This is a genomic window from Acidovorax sp. Root275, from assembly GCF_001428965.1.
In the GTDB taxonomy this organism is placed as follows: domain Bacteria; phylum Pseudomonadota; class Gammaproteobacteria; order Burkholderiales; family Burkholderiaceae_C; genus Acidovorax; species Acidovorax radicis.
This window is the reverse complement of the sequence record NZ_LMJH01000001.1, coordinates 211,702-224,048: the sequence shown is the minus strand read 5'-3', so window position 1 is coordinate 224,048 and position 12,347 is coordinate 211,702. Positions and strand designations below refer to the sequence as shown.

Below are 12,347 nucleotides of genomic sequence, written 5' to 3'. Positions count from 1 at the left end.
TAGAATACCGCGATGCCCTTCCCTTTGATTCGGCCCTTGCGGCTGGCAACCTCGTCGCTGCTTTTACTGCTCTGCGCACTGGCCCACGCGCAGTCCGCCTCACAACCCGCTGCTGCCAACACCCCGGTCACCCGCCCAGCGGGCAGTGCCCCTGTGGATAGAACAGCACCCACACCGGGGGGCGCCGCAGCCGCCGCCGCGCCCACAGCGGCCGACGCGGCCCTTCTCTCGCGCGATGCGCGGCGCATTTACGAGCTGTCGCGCGACAAGCTGGTGCAGATCCGCACGCTGCTGCGCAATGCAGACACCCAGGCGTCGATTGGCTCGGGATTTTTTGTCTCTGCCGATGGCCTGATCGTCACCAACTTCCATGTGGCCAGCCAGCTGGCGCTGGAGCCCGAGCGTTACCGGGGCGTGTACGTGACGATGGAGGGGCTGGAGGGCGAGGTCGAGCTGCTGGCGTTTGACGTGCAGCGCGACCTGGCCGTGCTGCGCGCGAAGGGCCGCACGGCCGCAGCGCCAGTGCTGAGCTTTCGGCCTGCCCCCGAAGCCCTGGCACAGGGCGAGCGCATCTACTCGCTGGGCAACCCGCTGGACATTGGTTTTGCCGTGACCGAGGGCACCTACAACGGGCTGGTCAAGCGCAGTTTTTACCCGCGCATCTTTTTTGGCGGCACGCTCAACCCCGGCATGAGCGGTGGCCCGGCGGTGGACGATGCGGGGCGGGTGCTGGGTGTCAACGTGGCCAAGCGGCTGGATGGTGAACAGGTGAGCTTTTTGATCCCTGCCGAGTTCGCGCAGGCGCTGGTGCAGCGCGCCGCCAATGCAGAGCCCATCACCCAACCCGCGTACGGCGAGATGACCAAGCAGTTGATGGGGCACCAGCAGCTGCTGACGGATCGGTTTTTGAAGGCGCCGTTTCGGGAGCAGCGCCACGGCAACTACCGCGTGCCGGTGCCCGACGATGCGCTCGCAAGGTGCTGGGGCTCGGGGCGCGACCCGGGCTTTCCGGGCCTGAACCTGGAGCGCACGCAGTGCCAGGCCGACAGCGATGTGGTGGCCGGTGATTTCAACACCGGCGCGGTGCGCCTGGCCTACGAGGCCTACAACGCCCCCACGCTGGGCGCTGTGCGGTTTGCCCGGGTGTTTTCGCAGAGCTTTGCCAACGAGCAGTTGCCAAAACGCGGCAACCGCCACCAGACGGCGGCCGAGTGCAGTGAACGCTACGTAGACCCCGGCAGCCTGCCACTGCGGGCGGTGGTCTGCCTGTCGGCCTACCGCAAGCTACCCGGCCTGTACAACATGACCATCCTGGCCGCTTCGGTCAACCAGCCCACACAAGGCGTTCTGGGCCGCCTGGACGTGCAAGGCATCGCTTTCGACAACGGCATGAAGCTGGCCAACCACTACCTGCAGGCGTTTCGCTGGGAGGCCGCACCATGATGCCGACCCTCGGACTGATAGAAGCCTTTGACCGCCATGGCGCGCTGCTGGCACGCGCACCCATCACGCGCTGGCCCGTGACGGTGGGCCGGGGGCTCGACTGCGACCTGGTGCTGGACGACCCGTTTGTGGCGCCCACCCACCTGCGCATCGACCGCGCGGCAGACGGCCCCCGCATAGTGCAGGTGGAGGTGCTGGAGACCCGCAACGGCGCGCGCCTGCAGCGCAAGCACCATGGCAAAGGCGAACGCTTCGACTGGCCGGACGGCACACCGATCGACCTGGGCCGCACCCACATTGCGCTGCGCCTGGCCGACACGCCCATTGCCGACGAACAGGCCCTGCCGCAGTTTCCATGGCGCACGGTGGCCTCCACAGCCGCTCTGGTGGCCCTGGTGATGGCTGTGGCGCTGGGGTCGTCATGGCTGGAGGCACGCGACGCGTCCAAGTACCTCAAGTCGCTGCCCGGCGTGCTGCTAAGCCTGCTGTTGTTCCTGGGCGTCTGGTCGGGCGTGTGGGCGGTGGCCAACAAGGTGTTTGCCGGGCACTTGCAGTTCTGGCGCCATGTGCGCATTGCCTGCACGATGTACTTGGTGGCCGATGCGGTGCAGCTGGTGAGCCACTTTGCCGCTTTCACCTTCTCTTGGGAGACGCTGGCGCACCTGGCCTACCTGCTGATGGTTCTGGTGCTGGCCGGGGGGCTGTATGCCCACTTGGCCGCCGTGCTGCCGCGCCGCCGTGTGGGCCTGGCCTGGACGGTGGTGGCCGTGGTTGCGTTGGGCGTGCCGGCCTGGCTGGGTGCGCAGTGGCTCAACCGCATGCGCCTGTCGGACGCGCTGTACATGAGCAGCCTGTTCCCGCCCAGCCTGCGCGTGGCCCCTGCTGTGCCGGTGGAGCAGTTTCTGCAAGAAACCGAGTCGCTGCGCGGCAAACTCGACCGCCGCCTGCGCGACGACGGGCATGCGGACGATGACGAATAAGTAGCTAAACAGCAGCGCGCAGAACGATCCGCCGCAGTTCCCCCATCAACGTCTACCTAATTCGCCCATGCGCCGCCGCAAGCTCCATCACCACGTCTACGTGGTCGAACTCTCCAAAGACGTGCTGCTGGAGCCGCGCTTTCGCCGGTGCAACCCGAGCTACATCGAGGGCAAGCCCTGCGTGTACGTGGGCATGACGGGCCTGGACCCGGACGTGCGGTTTGACAAGCACAAGGCGGGCATTCAGGCCAACCGGTTCGTGACGCAATACGGCCTGCGCCTGCTGCCCGACCTGTATGAAGGCTTCAACCCGATGAGCTACGAGGACGCAGTGGACCGGGAGATCGAGATTGGCATCGACCTGCGGTCGGCGGGGTTTGGGGTGTGGCAGGCCTGAGCCCGATGTTCTCACGCTCCGGTGGACGAACTTCCTTCTTCTTCGAATCGGGCGCACTCTACTTTTGATAGCTGCCAGCGCTTATCTATCAAGCGCTGGTGGCCAATTTCATTCAAATTCGTCGGCCCTGGGCTTCGCGGGCGGCGTCCGGCAGTGCCCTTCCGCGGCCAGCACAGAAGGCCACACACCGCCAGCCTCAGTGCACACGCCCCCGCACAAACTGCAGCGTGGTGTGGGCCACGCGTTCCCCCAGGTGCCGCGCCGTGGCCAGGTCTGCCTCCGGCGGCACCACATCGGCGCCCTGGTCGGTGTTCGACTGCGCCGCGGCGCCCAGCCAGAAGCCGAGGCGGTTCAGGTCTTCTTCCGACCCAGCGGACGAGCAGTTGCCCGGGGGCAGTGCCAGGTTCACCCAGTGCATGCCGTGCTGCGCGGCAAACAGGGCCATCTGCATCAGGGTGGAAAGCTTGTCCCCCGAGCGCGAGCCAGAGTTGGTGAAGCCTGCGGCGATCTTGTCCTTCCAGCCGAGGCCCTTGGCCATAACCACGTTGGACGTCGCTTCCTGGAAGGCCTTGAACTGCGCCGAGGCGCTGGCGACATAGGTGGGCGCGCCGAAGATGATGGCGTCGGCAGATGCCAGGTCATTCCATCGTGAAGGCGCTTCCTCCACCGTCATCAGGAGGGGCTCGGTGCCCTCGACCTGAGCCACGCCTTCTTTCACGGCCTGGGCCTGCCGCGCCGTGTGGCCGTAGCCGCTGTGAAAGACGATGGCGATGCGCACACCGTGGGTGCGGGTGGTTTGGGGAGTGGGCGTGGTCATGTTCATGCTTGAGCTCATAGGTTGAGAAACTGTGGGTGAGGGGATGGGGATGTTGGGTGGGCTTTAGTGGCCGTGCACCACCTGCTCCAGGCGCTCCAGAATGCGCGGCCACAGGCCGCCCATGCGCTCGAAGCTGATGCCGTCGTTGGGCCGGAAGCCCGCCTGCTCCATGCGCAGCAGCGTGCCGCCGCCGTGCTCCTGCAAGGTCCAGGTGATGTGGGTGATAAGCCCGTTGGCCGACTCGGTGCCGTTGCCCCAGCGGTAGGCAAGCTGGCTGGGCTCCTCCACCAGCGTCACCTCGCAATGCGTCACGCCCGACCAGCCGGGCAGCGGCTGCGCGCGCACCGTGAAGCGGTGCCCCACCTCGGCCACGAAGTCGTTCTGCATCAGCCATTCCTCCATCAGCCAGGACTGCGTGAGCGCCCGCCAGACCTTCTCGCGCGGGTGGGGTATCTGCCGCTCGAACACCAGGGACCGGGTGCCTGGCGCAGCGTGGGCGGTGGCGTGGGATCGGGTTGCGTCAGCCATGGCGCACCGCCTGCAAGATGAACGCGACGGCAGGCGCAGGGCTGGAAGGGTAATGGCGGTTCTGCATGGTGTTTTTGCTGGAGTGGAGTTGCGCAGTCATTGGTCCATGCGTCCGAGCAGGTTCTCAAGGTCATCCAGGCGCTGGTTCCAGAAGCTGGCATAGACGCTCATCCAGTCCACCAGGGGCGCCAATCCTTCGCGCCGCACCTGGTAGTAGGTCTCGCGCCCCGCTCGGCGGTCTTCCACCAGCCCCGCGCGTTTGAGCACGGCCAGGTGCTTGGACACCGCAGGTTGCGAAATGTGGGAATGCCCCGTCAGCACATTCACGGTCTGCTGCCCCTCCCGGGACAGCTGCTGGAAGATGGAGCGGCGCGTGGGGTCCGACAACGCCGCGAAGGTCAGGTCTTCAGGGGATTTCACAGGATATAACTCATTGGTTATGGATGAAGAATAATAACCAAATGGCTATGAATTGGTCAACCCTCCACAAAAAGATGCAGGCGCGCTGCGCGGAACACTCCATGGTTTGTGCGGCGCACCGGGGCGGCGCGACAATGCAGGCCCACACGACCCATCCATCCGCTGCGGGGCCGGGGGATCCGCCCGTGGTATCCACCCTTTGTCCTTGCCCATGAACTTCGCAGACCGCCTCAAGCAACTCCCCTCCGCCAGCCACCTCGCCGCCTTGCACCTACTGGGCGCGGACGACCAAGTGCTGGCCACCATCGAGAACAAGCCCGGACAGACGGGCTCGCTGGTGGTGTACGCCGCGCTGGCAGCGTTGTATGGCGGCCGCATCACGCCTGCGGCCGCCACCCTGGGACTGGAGTGGTATGCCGAGCACGTGGCCGATGCGCAGGCGTTCCCAGGCAAGCACCCCAACATCGACCGGCTGCTGGCCTGGGCACGGGGCAGCGAGAGCTTCGGGGTCCACACGGTTTCAGCCTGAGACAAAAAAATCCGCTGTGCCAGCGGCAGGCTGTCGAAAATGCGCGGGCCCGTTCGTCGTAGGGGTGTGAACACGTTGAATGAGCGATATCGTTTGGCGGTTCACGCTTTCATCCACCCCTGATTTCCCCCCAAGGAGACCTCGCATGACCACCCACACCACCACCGGCACAGTGACCCTGCATCGCGTGCTGCGCGCCCCGGCCGAGCGCATCTACCGCGCCTTTCTGGACGCCGACGCCATGTGCAAATGGTTGCCACCGCACGGTTTTACCGGCCGCGTGCTGAGCCTGGATGCGCGCGTCGGCGGCACTTACCGCATGCAGTTCACCAACCTGAGCAGCGGCGGCACACATGCGTTTGGCGGTGAATATGTGGAACTGGTGCCCGGCGAGCGCATCGTGCACACCGACCGGTTTGACGACCCCAACCTGCCGGGCGAGATGCGCACCACCATCCAGCTGAAAAAGGTGATCGTGGGAGCCGAGGTGTCCATCGTGCAAGCGGGCATTCCAGCGGTGATACCCACCGAGATGTGCTACCTGGGCTGGCAGGAGTCACTGCAGTTGCTGGCGCTGCTGGTGGAGCCGGAGATTCCGGGGGAATAAGCCGTCTCACGCCGGGCAGCGAGCGCTGCCCAACGGCAAGGCGGGCGGGCACCACCAAAGGTATTGCATTGCGCCGCCCGCCTTCTGTTTCAGTGGCTTGGCCGGGCCTCCGCCCACCGCCACGCCCTCGTCAACCGCTTACTTCAACCACTTGTCAGCGGCTTGCTTGATGGTGCCCCGGCTGTCCACCAGGCCCCACACAAAGCCCATCACCCGCACATAGTCAGCGTCGTCGGTGGGCAGCATGAAGCCCAGGTAGTTCTTCGGGGTCAGCGGCGCATCGACGAACGCGGCGTGCAGGCGCGGGTCGGCCTTGGCGTAGTGCAGGGCTTCGTAGGTTTCGGTGATCATCACGTCGCCCTTGCCCTCCGCGATCAGCGCGGGGATCTCGGCGTTCTTGTCGTGGGTGCTGACCTGGGCGGTTTTCAGGTTGGCCAGCACATAGGTTTCGTTGGTGCCGCCGGGGTTCTTGATGACGCGCACGGTGGGCTGGTTCATGGCGTCCACGCTGGTGTATTTGGCCTTGTCGGCCGAGCGCACCAGGGCCACTTTGCCAAAGGGAGCGTAGCCGGGCAGCATGTCAAAGATGCGCATGCGGTTGACGTTGCGGGTGATGCCGCCCACCGCCACGTCAAACTTGTCGCCCTGCAGGTCCTTCACCAGGTTGGGCCAGGTGGTGGGCACGTATTCGATCTTCACCCCCAGTTCTTTGGCCATGGTCTCGATCACGTCGATGTCGTGGCCGCTGTAGCCCGCGTCGGTCTTGATGGCAAACGGGCGGTAGTCGCCGGGCGTGCCCACGCGGATGACCTTGGCCTCCATGATCTTGTCGAGCCGGGGGCCGGCTTGCGCGGCCTGGCTCAAAGCGAGGGTGGCGGCCACGGCGGCCAGGGCAAATACTTTTTTGGCGATCATTGGGCGAGACTCCGAAGGAAGAGGGATGGGCTGTGCAACTGCAAACATCTGCGTGAGCGGTGCGCAACAAAAGGATACAGCAGCCTCTCACCACGCAGCGTGCCCAGCGAGTCGGCCGGATGAGGTCAACCAGTTCAAGGCGAGCCGCACCCGTATCCATGGTGCTGCACACTGCCATCAGCCTTGAACCGCGCGCGGCTGCGGTCAGAGTGGTAAATGAAGAAACGGTCAAGCATCAGCGGCCCAACCCTGCTGCGCAGCGACACCAGGGGACTATCTGACCTCAGCGGCTGAGTTCGGGCACGGTGCCGCTCATGACCTCGGTGGCACCCAGCACGTCCTCGCGCAGGTGCAGGGCCCGTTCCTGCGTCGCAGGCAGGCCGCCAAAGCGCATCGCGCAGTAGTTCTCCAGCGCCCGACTCAGCCAGGTGTGGGCCAGTGGCGCAAGCCCTTTCGCAGAAGACCAGTGCTCGCGCACGGACTGCCCGCGCAGCGGCGGGTGCCGGTAGGCGCGCAAGCACCAGGTCATGGCACGGGCAGACAGCTGCATGGACCGTGCAGGAAACCACCGCGACAAGCCCCACGCTGCAGCCAGCGCCAGGCGCACGCCCCATCGATGGCGCCGACGCCACAGCAGCCATGCCAGAAACACGAAGACCAGCCATAGCAATAGACCGAGCAGACTGCTGGCCCCGCCGCTGCCCGGTGGAGGCGGCGGCATGGACGTATCGTCCTGCCCGCCAGTCCCCGCCGTGCCACCTGGCCCGCCGCTGCCTTTCCACCACTTGCGCAGCGCCTGGGCCGCGTCCAGCGCCCCATTGATGGCACCGCGCTGCCACTGCGGAGCGAACGGGTCTCTGCCAGCGTCCCGCATGGAGTCCAGCATGCGATCCCACTGCGATGGGGGCGTACCGGGCTGTAGCCGCGACTGCCCCTGGCGCGGAGACTCCCCCCAGCCCGAGCCCTTGCCACCCGCACCACCTTGACTGCCCTGCCCCCGGGCGCGTTGGTCCGCATCAGGGTCGCTCTGCTTGCCGAAAGGCGGGTCGAACAAACCCGGCGTATCGCCACCCGGCAGGAAGCCAAAGCCGAGCACCGGCGGCCGGGGTGCAAACAGGAACAGGGTGGTAGCAATGGCAAAGGACACCGCCACGAAACCTGCCGTCATCGACAGCTTGGTCCAGCGCGACAGGTCCACGCCTTCGGCATGCAACCATGCGAGCGTCAGCGCACCACACAGCCACGCTGGCCCCAGGTAAAACCACAGGCTCCAGTCGGCAGCGTAGTGCGTGGTGGTCAGAAAACACACCGCGAAGACCACGGTCATCGTCAGGTACAGGTCGCGCCGCGTGCGCAACTGGGCGGCCCGCGCGCCCATCACGACCAGCAGCACCATGCACACCCAGCGCGGGAAGGAGAAGAGAAGGATGCCTGGGAACACCGCCAGCACAAAGCCCAACAGACCCAGCACCTGCGACTGCCTGCGGCCAGCGCCCTCGGGGCCGCGCTGGTTGAGCACCCCTGCCCCAAAGCCCAGTACCGCCCACACCAGCCACAGCGCGCAAGCGAAACCGAAGGCCCGATAGCTCCGGTCCAGGTAAGAGAACGCAAAGGCCGTGAACAGATAGCTCAGCCCTGCGAACACGATGGCGCCCCCGCTCTGCAGCGGGGCCGAGGGTTCTTTGTCCGCCTCGCGGGTGCTGCCCCTGGTGGGTGCGGGCCGCGCGCTGGCGGAGGCCCGGGTAGACGCATTGCCGGGTGTGCCTCCAGACCTCATGGTGTCTCCATCAAGCTGACTGCACCGGCCCGCTCAGCCACGGCCTGCAAGCCCTGGGCAGCAGCCAATTGCGCCGGACCAACAACACGCCCCAGGGCGATGCATACCACCACTGCGCAAGCAAGGCCCTTCAACTCTGCTAGGGCTGCTGCCAGGTCGGCCTGCACCATGTCGCCCGGCACGACCAGCGCGATCTGATCTCCCACCCTTGCAACCGCAGCCACGCGCATGCAGGCCTCGCACAACTGGGCCGCACTTGCTGGCAGCGCCGCAGCAAGGGCTGTGCGCACCAGGGCAGCGCTCTGCACGGGCTCGCCATCACCCGCCAAATACAGAAATGCCTGTGCACCGTGTCCATGGGCTGCATCGAACACTCCCGCCGCCAGGCGGATGGCCTGCTCACCCGCGCTGGCGGGGTTGCCCAAAGCTGGCGCCACAGGCGCATGCACAGCCACCCGCAGGACCACGGTTCCCAATTGCTGGAAGTGCTGGATCACCAGCTCACCCACCCGGGCTGAAGCGCGCCAGCTCACCCGGCCTACTGAATCGCCCTGCTGGTACTCGCGCAGCAGGCCCAGCTCGAACGATTGGCCTGAGTGGCGTGTGGCGAGCGTGCCCGAAGGGTCAGGCGATACATTCCAGGGCAGGGGCCAATACATCGCCTGTGGCTTGGGTAGCACATGCACTGCAATACCGGTGTGCTGCATGGCATGTCGGGCCTGCACCAGGCCCAGCGGGAAGCCGCTGGCCAGACGCACGGCCACCAGCCGGTAGTGACCCCGGCATTCAAACCGCACTTGCCGGCCCAGTTCAACGGCCTTGCCTGCGCGAACGACGGGAATCGTCTGGCGCAGTGTCAGGTGACGCCCGGCCCACTCCCATTCGGTCTCCACGTCCACCATGAAGGCGGGCCAGCGCACGCTGCGCTCCACCACAATGCCAATGTCGCACCCAGCGCCTTCAATCACTTCCCCACTCACACCATCGGCCCGCAGCCGCACGGTCATGCCGCGCAGCGAAAGCCAGGGCAGCACGAAGCCCATCACGGTCACGGTCGCGAGGAACAGGAACATGCCGTAGACCATGGGGTCTCGGCGGTTGAGCGCCGCCAGCAGCAGCGTGCAACAGAACGCGAGCAGTACGCGTGATCGAGTCAGCAGTCGCTCCATGGGCGCTACTACTGGGGCGTGCGCTGTGACATCAGGATGGCCTGGATGATGTCGTGGGGGTCCTTGGCCTGAGCTCCCTGCCCTTGCACGATGATGCGATGTGCCAGCACCGGCGTGGCCACTTCGCGCACCACGGCCGGGTCCACATAAGAGCGGCCGCGGATGCAGCTGAGCGCGCGCGCCATGCGCGCCAAGCCCAGCGTGCCGCGCGGGCTGGCGCCGAAGCGGATGTCGGGGTGCTTGCGCGTGGCCCGCACGATGGCTGCGATGAACTGCGCCACCTCAGGGGTGATGGACACCTCGTGCGCCCCTGCCACCAACCGCTCGAACTCGCCGGCCCGGCACACCGACTGCAGCCGGCTGATGGGGTGCGAGAACTGCTGGCTCTGGATCAGGCCCGCTTCGGTATCTGCGTCGGGGTAACCCAGCGAAAGGCGGATGAGGAAGCGGTCGAGCTGTGCCTCTGGCAGCGGGTAAGTGCCCGCCATATCGATGGGGTTTTGCGTGGCCAGCACGGCAAACGGCGTTGGCAGCGGCAGGGTCTGTCCGTCCAGCGTGATCTGCCCTTCCTCCATGCATTCGAGCAGGGCGGACTGGGCGCGCGGATTTGCGCGATTGATCTCGTCGGCCAGCACGATGTTGGCAAAGACGGGGCCGGGGCGCAGCATGAAGCTGCCGTCCTTGGGGTTGTAGACCGGCCCGCCCACAATGTCTGAAGGCATCAGGTCGGCGGTGAACTGAATGCGTTTGAACGACAGTCCCACCGACACCGCCAGCGCGCGCGCCAGCATGGTCTTGCCCAGACCCGGCACGTCCTCAATCAGCAGGTGCCCGCCCGCCACGACGGCTGCGAGCGCCAATTCGACCTGTTGATGCTTGCCTTCCAGAACTTTTTCAACGTTCTGAACAATGGCTTGTGCCGTGCGCGCGCATTGCTGCGCAGCGTCTGTGACTGTTTGTGCCAGATCCAACGGACTTCCCCCTCTTGATATGCCAAAAATTCTAAGGGAGCGGGTGTGGTGGAACCAAGACACATGATGAGCAGGGACATATCCGCGCCCGGTCGGCGCCGGAGCCCGCACAGCTGAACGAATCAGGTTACCCTGCCCGGTTAGCAACAAGGATTCCCATGAAAAAACTCAACGTCACCATCCAACTTGAAATGACCGTGCCCGACGACTGGGAGCTGGCCGACACCTCCGAAGGCACGCCCGTCATCAAGCTGCCCGATGGCAAGTACATGGACATCGCCATCGAACCGCTGTTTGCCGCCGACCCCGAAGACCTGTGGGCCAGCACCGAAGACGAGGACGTGCTGGACGACATCCTCGACATGGTGGACAGCGAGGCGGTGACGTACGAGTTTGTGACGCACTGAGCCGTGCCCAGGCCCTGACGGCCAGGTCTCACTGGACGGTGGCCCCCACCCCGCGTGGCATGTGCAGACGCCACGCCTTGAAGTTCGCGTCGCTTAATCTTGCAAGACATTAAAAGTGATTCTCATATTTGACAAATAGGCAATTTTGCAAATAATGAGCATCAAATGCCCTCTACAGCCCCTCTATCCACCACCCAAAGTACTGCCCAGATGGTGGCGCTGGGCGAGCAGATTCGTGTCCGTCGCAAGTCGTTGGGACTGAGCGCCACGGTGACGGCAGAGGCTGCGGGCATATCGCGCGTCACGCTGCACCGCATTGAAAAAGGCGAGCCTTCGGTGACCATGGGTGCGTGGTGCAACGCGATGGCCGCACTGGGCATGGCGGTGCAGGCGCACACCGCATCCGACGACCTGGCGCGCGGCGCGCAGGCGCAGGACCGCTCGGGCTGGATTCCAGCGCGGGTGGTGCTCACCGACTACCCCCAATTGCGTGCGCTGGCTTGGCAGGTGCATGGCACGGATGCCTTGTCGCCCGCCGAAGCGCTGGACATTTACGAACGCAACGCGCGCCACCTGGATCTGTCCGCCATGTCTGCCGAAGAGCAAGCCTTGCTGCAAGCACTGCGCCTGGCTTTTGCGCACCGGCCTGGAAGCAGCCCTGGCCATGTTTGAGCGCCCGCACCACCAGCGCATTGCCCATGTGCTGGCTGCGTTGGACGGCACCGTGCTTCGCCAACATGGCTGCCTTTTTGGCGGAGGCACGTGCATCGCGCTGCAGTACGGGGAGTACCGTGAATCGGTGGATATCGACTTCCTCGTGTCGGATGCGTTGGGCTACCGGGAGCTTCGGCAACTGCTGACCCATCCCAGCGGGCTCGCCACCATCACCCACGCCCAGGCGCAACATCTGGTGGCACTGCGCGAGATTCGTGCTGACCAGTACGGCATCCGGACGCAGGTGCAGATGGATGGAATGGCCATCAAGTTCGAGATCGTGCGAGAGGCCCGCATTGCGCTCGATGCGCCCGGTGCTCAAGACGCGATTTGCGGCGTAAGCACCCTCACCCGGCTGGACTTGGCTGCATCCAAACTGTTGGCCAATTCAGACCGTCAGGCCGATGACGGCGTGTTCAGCCGCGATGTGATTGACCTGGCCATGATGGGTTTGCCCCTGCCCACACTGCGTGCGGCCTTGGCCAAGGCGCAAGAAGCCTATGGCCCGTCGGTGGCGCGCGATCTGGGCAAGGCCATTGACCGGATACAGCAGCGCACAGGATGGCTGGAGCGCTGCATGGAGGCAATGGCCATGCAGTTGCCCAAGGCCGTGCTGTGGCAAAAGGTGCGATCGCTGCGGCGGTTGCTGCCGCTGGAATAGGTCGAAAGTCTC

Annotated in this window: 15 protein-coding genes; 8 read left to right on the top strand and 7 right to left on the bottom strand. The window is 65.5% G+C overall.

Going from position 1 to position 12,347, the window contains the following annotated elements:
* The first annotated feature begins 12 nt into the window (after nucleotides 1-12).
* The 3 genes from ASE52_RS01055 to ASE52_RS01045 all read left to right on the top strand — a co-directional run bounded on the left by ASE52_RS01055 (nucleotide 13) and on the right by ASE52_RS01045 (nucleotide 2,820).
* Nucleotides 13-1,443 (top strand): serine protease, encoded by a 1,431-nt coding sequence (locus tag ASE52_RS01055; RefSeq protein WP_057223112.1) that lies wholly within the window; start codon nucleotides 13-15, stop codon nucleotides 1,441-1,443.
* Complete coding sequence (locus ASE52_RS01050; protein WP_057223109.1) at nucleotides 1,440-2,423, top strand: FHA domain-containing protein; 984 nt, start codon at nucleotides 1,440-1,442, stop codon at nucleotides 2,421-2,423. Before ASE52_RS01055 ends, ASE52_RS01050 begins: the two co-directional genes overlap by 4 nt.
* A 67-nt stretch (nucleotides 2,424-2,490) precedes the next feature.
* Nucleotides 2,491-2,820, top strand: coding sequence for a hypothetical protein (locus ASE52_RS01045; RefSeq protein ID WP_057223107.1), 330 nt, complete (start codon nucleotides 2,491-2,493; stop codon nucleotides 2,818-2,820).
* 196 nt (nucleotides 2,821-3,016) lie between these two features.
* On the opposite strand, the gene ASE52_RS01040 is transcribed toward ASE52_RS01045, so the two are convergent.
* The 3 genes from ASE52_RS01040 to ASE52_RS01030 all read right to left on the bottom strand — a co-directional run bounded on the left by ASE52_RS01040 (nucleotide 3,017) and on the right by ASE52_RS01030 (nucleotide 4,585).
* Nucleotides 3,017-3,643 carry a flavodoxin family protein gene (locus ASE52_RS01040; RefSeq protein ID WP_057223106.1) on the bottom strand — a complete coding sequence of 209 codons (627 nt, stop codon included), beginning with the start codon at nucleotides 3,641-3,643 and terminating at the stop codon, nucleotides 3,017-3,019.
* A gap of 57 nt (nucleotides 3,644-3,700) precedes the next feature.
* Nucleotides 3,701-4,165: an SRPBCC domain-containing protein gene (locus ASE52_RS01035; RefSeq protein WP_057223104.1), complete on the bottom strand. Its 465-nt coding sequence runs from the start codon at nucleotides 4,163-4,165 to the stop codon at nucleotides 3,701-3,703.
* 96 nt (nucleotides 4,166-4,261) lie between these two features.
* A complete protein-coding gene (locus tag ASE52_RS01030) occupies nucleotides 4,262-4,585 on the bottom strand; it encodes a metalloregulator ArsR/SmtB family transcription factor (RefSeq protein WP_057223102.1) in 324 nt (107 codons plus the stop codon).
* 211 nt (nucleotides 4,586-4,796) lie between these two features.
* On the opposite strand from ASE52_RS01030, the gene ASE52_RS01025 reads away from it, so the two are divergent.
* Both ASE52_RS01025 and ASE52_RS01020 read left to right on the top strand, forming a co-directional pair.
* Complete coding sequence (locus ASE52_RS01025) at nucleotides 4,797-5,114, top strand: DUF2322 family protein (protein WP_057223100.1); 318 nt, start codon at nucleotides 4,797-4,799, stop codon at nucleotides 5,112-5,114.
* 145 nt (nucleotides 5,115-5,259) lie between these two features.
* Entirely contained in the window at nucleotides 5,260-5,721 is a 462-nt protein-coding gene (locus tag ASE52_RS01020) for an SRPBCC family protein (RefSeq protein ID WP_057223097.1), read from the top strand.
* 138 nt (nucleotides 5,722-5,859) lie between these two features.
* Here the strand turns inward: ASE52_RS01020 and ASE52_RS01015 are convergent, their stop codons facing one another.
* The 4 genes from ASE52_RS01015 to ASE52_RS01000 form a co-directional block, all read right to left on the bottom strand.
* A complete protein-coding gene (locus tag ASE52_RS01015) occupies nucleotides 5,860-6,636 on the bottom strand; it encodes a transporter substrate-binding domain-containing protein (RefSeq protein ID WP_057223095.1) in 777 nt (258 codons plus the stop codon).
* Nucleotides 6,637-6,919: 283 nt separating this feature from the next.
* The gene (locus tag ASE52_RS01010; RefSeq protein ID WP_057223094.1) at nucleotides 6,920-8,413 is read right to left on the bottom strand and encodes a transglutaminaseTgpA domain-containing protein; all 1,494 of its coding nucleotides are present in this window, start codon (nucleotides 8,411-8,413) and stop codon (nucleotides 6,920-6,922) included.
* On the bottom strand, nucleotides 8,410-9,582 hold the full coding sequence (locus ASE52_RS01005) for a DUF58 domain-containing protein (protein ID WP_057223092.1): 1,173 nt from the start codon (nucleotides 9,580-9,582) through the stop codon (nucleotides 8,410-8,412). Before ASE52_RS01005 ends, ASE52_RS01010 begins: the two co-directional genes overlap by 4 nt.
* Before the next feature lie 8 nt (nucleotides 9,583-9,590).
* Nucleotides 9,591-10,553 (bottom strand): MoxR family ATPase, encoded by a 963-nt coding sequence (locus tag ASE52_RS01000; RefSeq protein ID WP_198928046.1) that lies wholly within the window; start codon nucleotides 10,551-10,553, stop codon nucleotides 9,591-9,593.
* A gap of 158 nt (nucleotides 10,554-10,711) precedes the next feature.
* On the opposite strand from ASE52_RS01000, the gene ASE52_RS00995 reads away from it, so the two are divergent.
* From ASE52_RS00995 to ASE52_RS00985, 3 genes are all read left to right on the top strand, one after another.
* Complete coding sequence (locus ASE52_RS00995; RefSeq protein WP_010460340.1) at nucleotides 10,712-10,960, top strand: hypothetical protein; 249 nt, start codon at nucleotides 10,712-10,714, stop codon at nucleotides 10,958-10,960.
* A 165-nt stretch (nucleotides 10,961-11,125) separates the two neighbouring features.
* Complete coding sequence (locus tag ASE52_RS00990) at nucleotides 11,126-11,632, top strand: helix-turn-helix transcriptional regulator (protein ID WP_057223090.1); 507 nt, start codon at nucleotides 11,126-11,128, stop codon at nucleotides 11,630-11,632.
* A complete protein-coding gene (locus ASE52_RS00985; protein WP_057225052.1) occupies nucleotides 11,625-12,335 on the top strand; it encodes a nucleotidyl transferase AbiEii/AbiGii toxin family protein in 711 nt (236 codons plus the stop codon). The genes ASE52_RS00990 and ASE52_RS00985 overlap by 8 nt, the downstream gene beginning before the upstream one ends.
* Nucleotides 12,336-12,347 lie beyond the last annotated feature (12 nt).

Coding starts and splice junctions, on each gene's coding strand:
- ASE52_RS01055 (WP_057223112.1), top strand. CDS start 13: ATGCCCTTCCCTTTGATTCGGCCCTTGCGGCTGGCAACCTCGTCGCTG.
- ASE52_RS01050 (WP_057223109.1), top strand. CDS start 1,440: ATGATGCCGACCCTCGGACTGATAGAAGCCTTTGACCGCCATGGCGCG.
- ASE52_RS01045 (WP_057223107.1), top strand. CDS start 2,491: ATGCGCCGCCGCAAGCTCCATCACCACGTCTACGTGGTCGAACTCTCC.
- ASE52_RS01040 (WP_057223106.1), bottom strand. CDS start 3,643: ATGAACATGACCACGCCCACTCCCCAAACCACCCGCACCCACGGTGTG.
- ASE52_RS01035 (WP_057223104.1), bottom strand. CDS start 4,165: ATGGCTGACGCAACCCGATCCCACGCCACCGCCCACGCTGCGCCAGGC.
- ASE52_RS01025 (WP_057223100.1), top strand. CDS start 4,797: ATGAACTTCGCAGACCGCCTCAAGCAACTCCCCTCCGCCAGCCACCTC.
- ASE52_RS01020 (WP_057223097.1), top strand. CDS start 5,260: ATGACCACCCACACCACCACCGGCACAGTGACCCTGCATCGCGTGCTG.
- ASE52_RS01015 (WP_057223095.1), bottom strand. CDS start 6,636: ATGATCGCCAAAAAAGTATTTGCCCTGGCCGCCGTGGCCGCCACCCTC.
- ASE52_RS01010 (WP_057223094.1), bottom strand. CDS start 8,413: ATGAGGTCTGGAGGCACACCCGGCAATGCGTCTACCCGGGCCTCCGCC.
- ASE52_RS01005 (WP_057223092.1), bottom strand. CDS start 9,582: ATGGAGCGACTGCTGACTCGATCACGCGTACTGCTCGCGTTCTGTTGC.
- ASE52_RS00995 (WP_010460340.1), top strand. CDS start 10,712: ATGAAAAAACTCAACGTCACCATCCAACTTGAAATGACCGTGCCCGAC.
- ASE52_RS00990 (WP_057223090.1), top strand. CDS start 11,126: ATGCCCTCTACAGCCCCTCTATCCACCACCCAAAGTACTGCCCAGATG.
- ASE52_RS00985 (WP_057225052.1), top strand. CDS start 11,625: ATGTTTGAGCGCCCGCACCACCAGCGCATTGCCCATGTGCTGGCTGCG.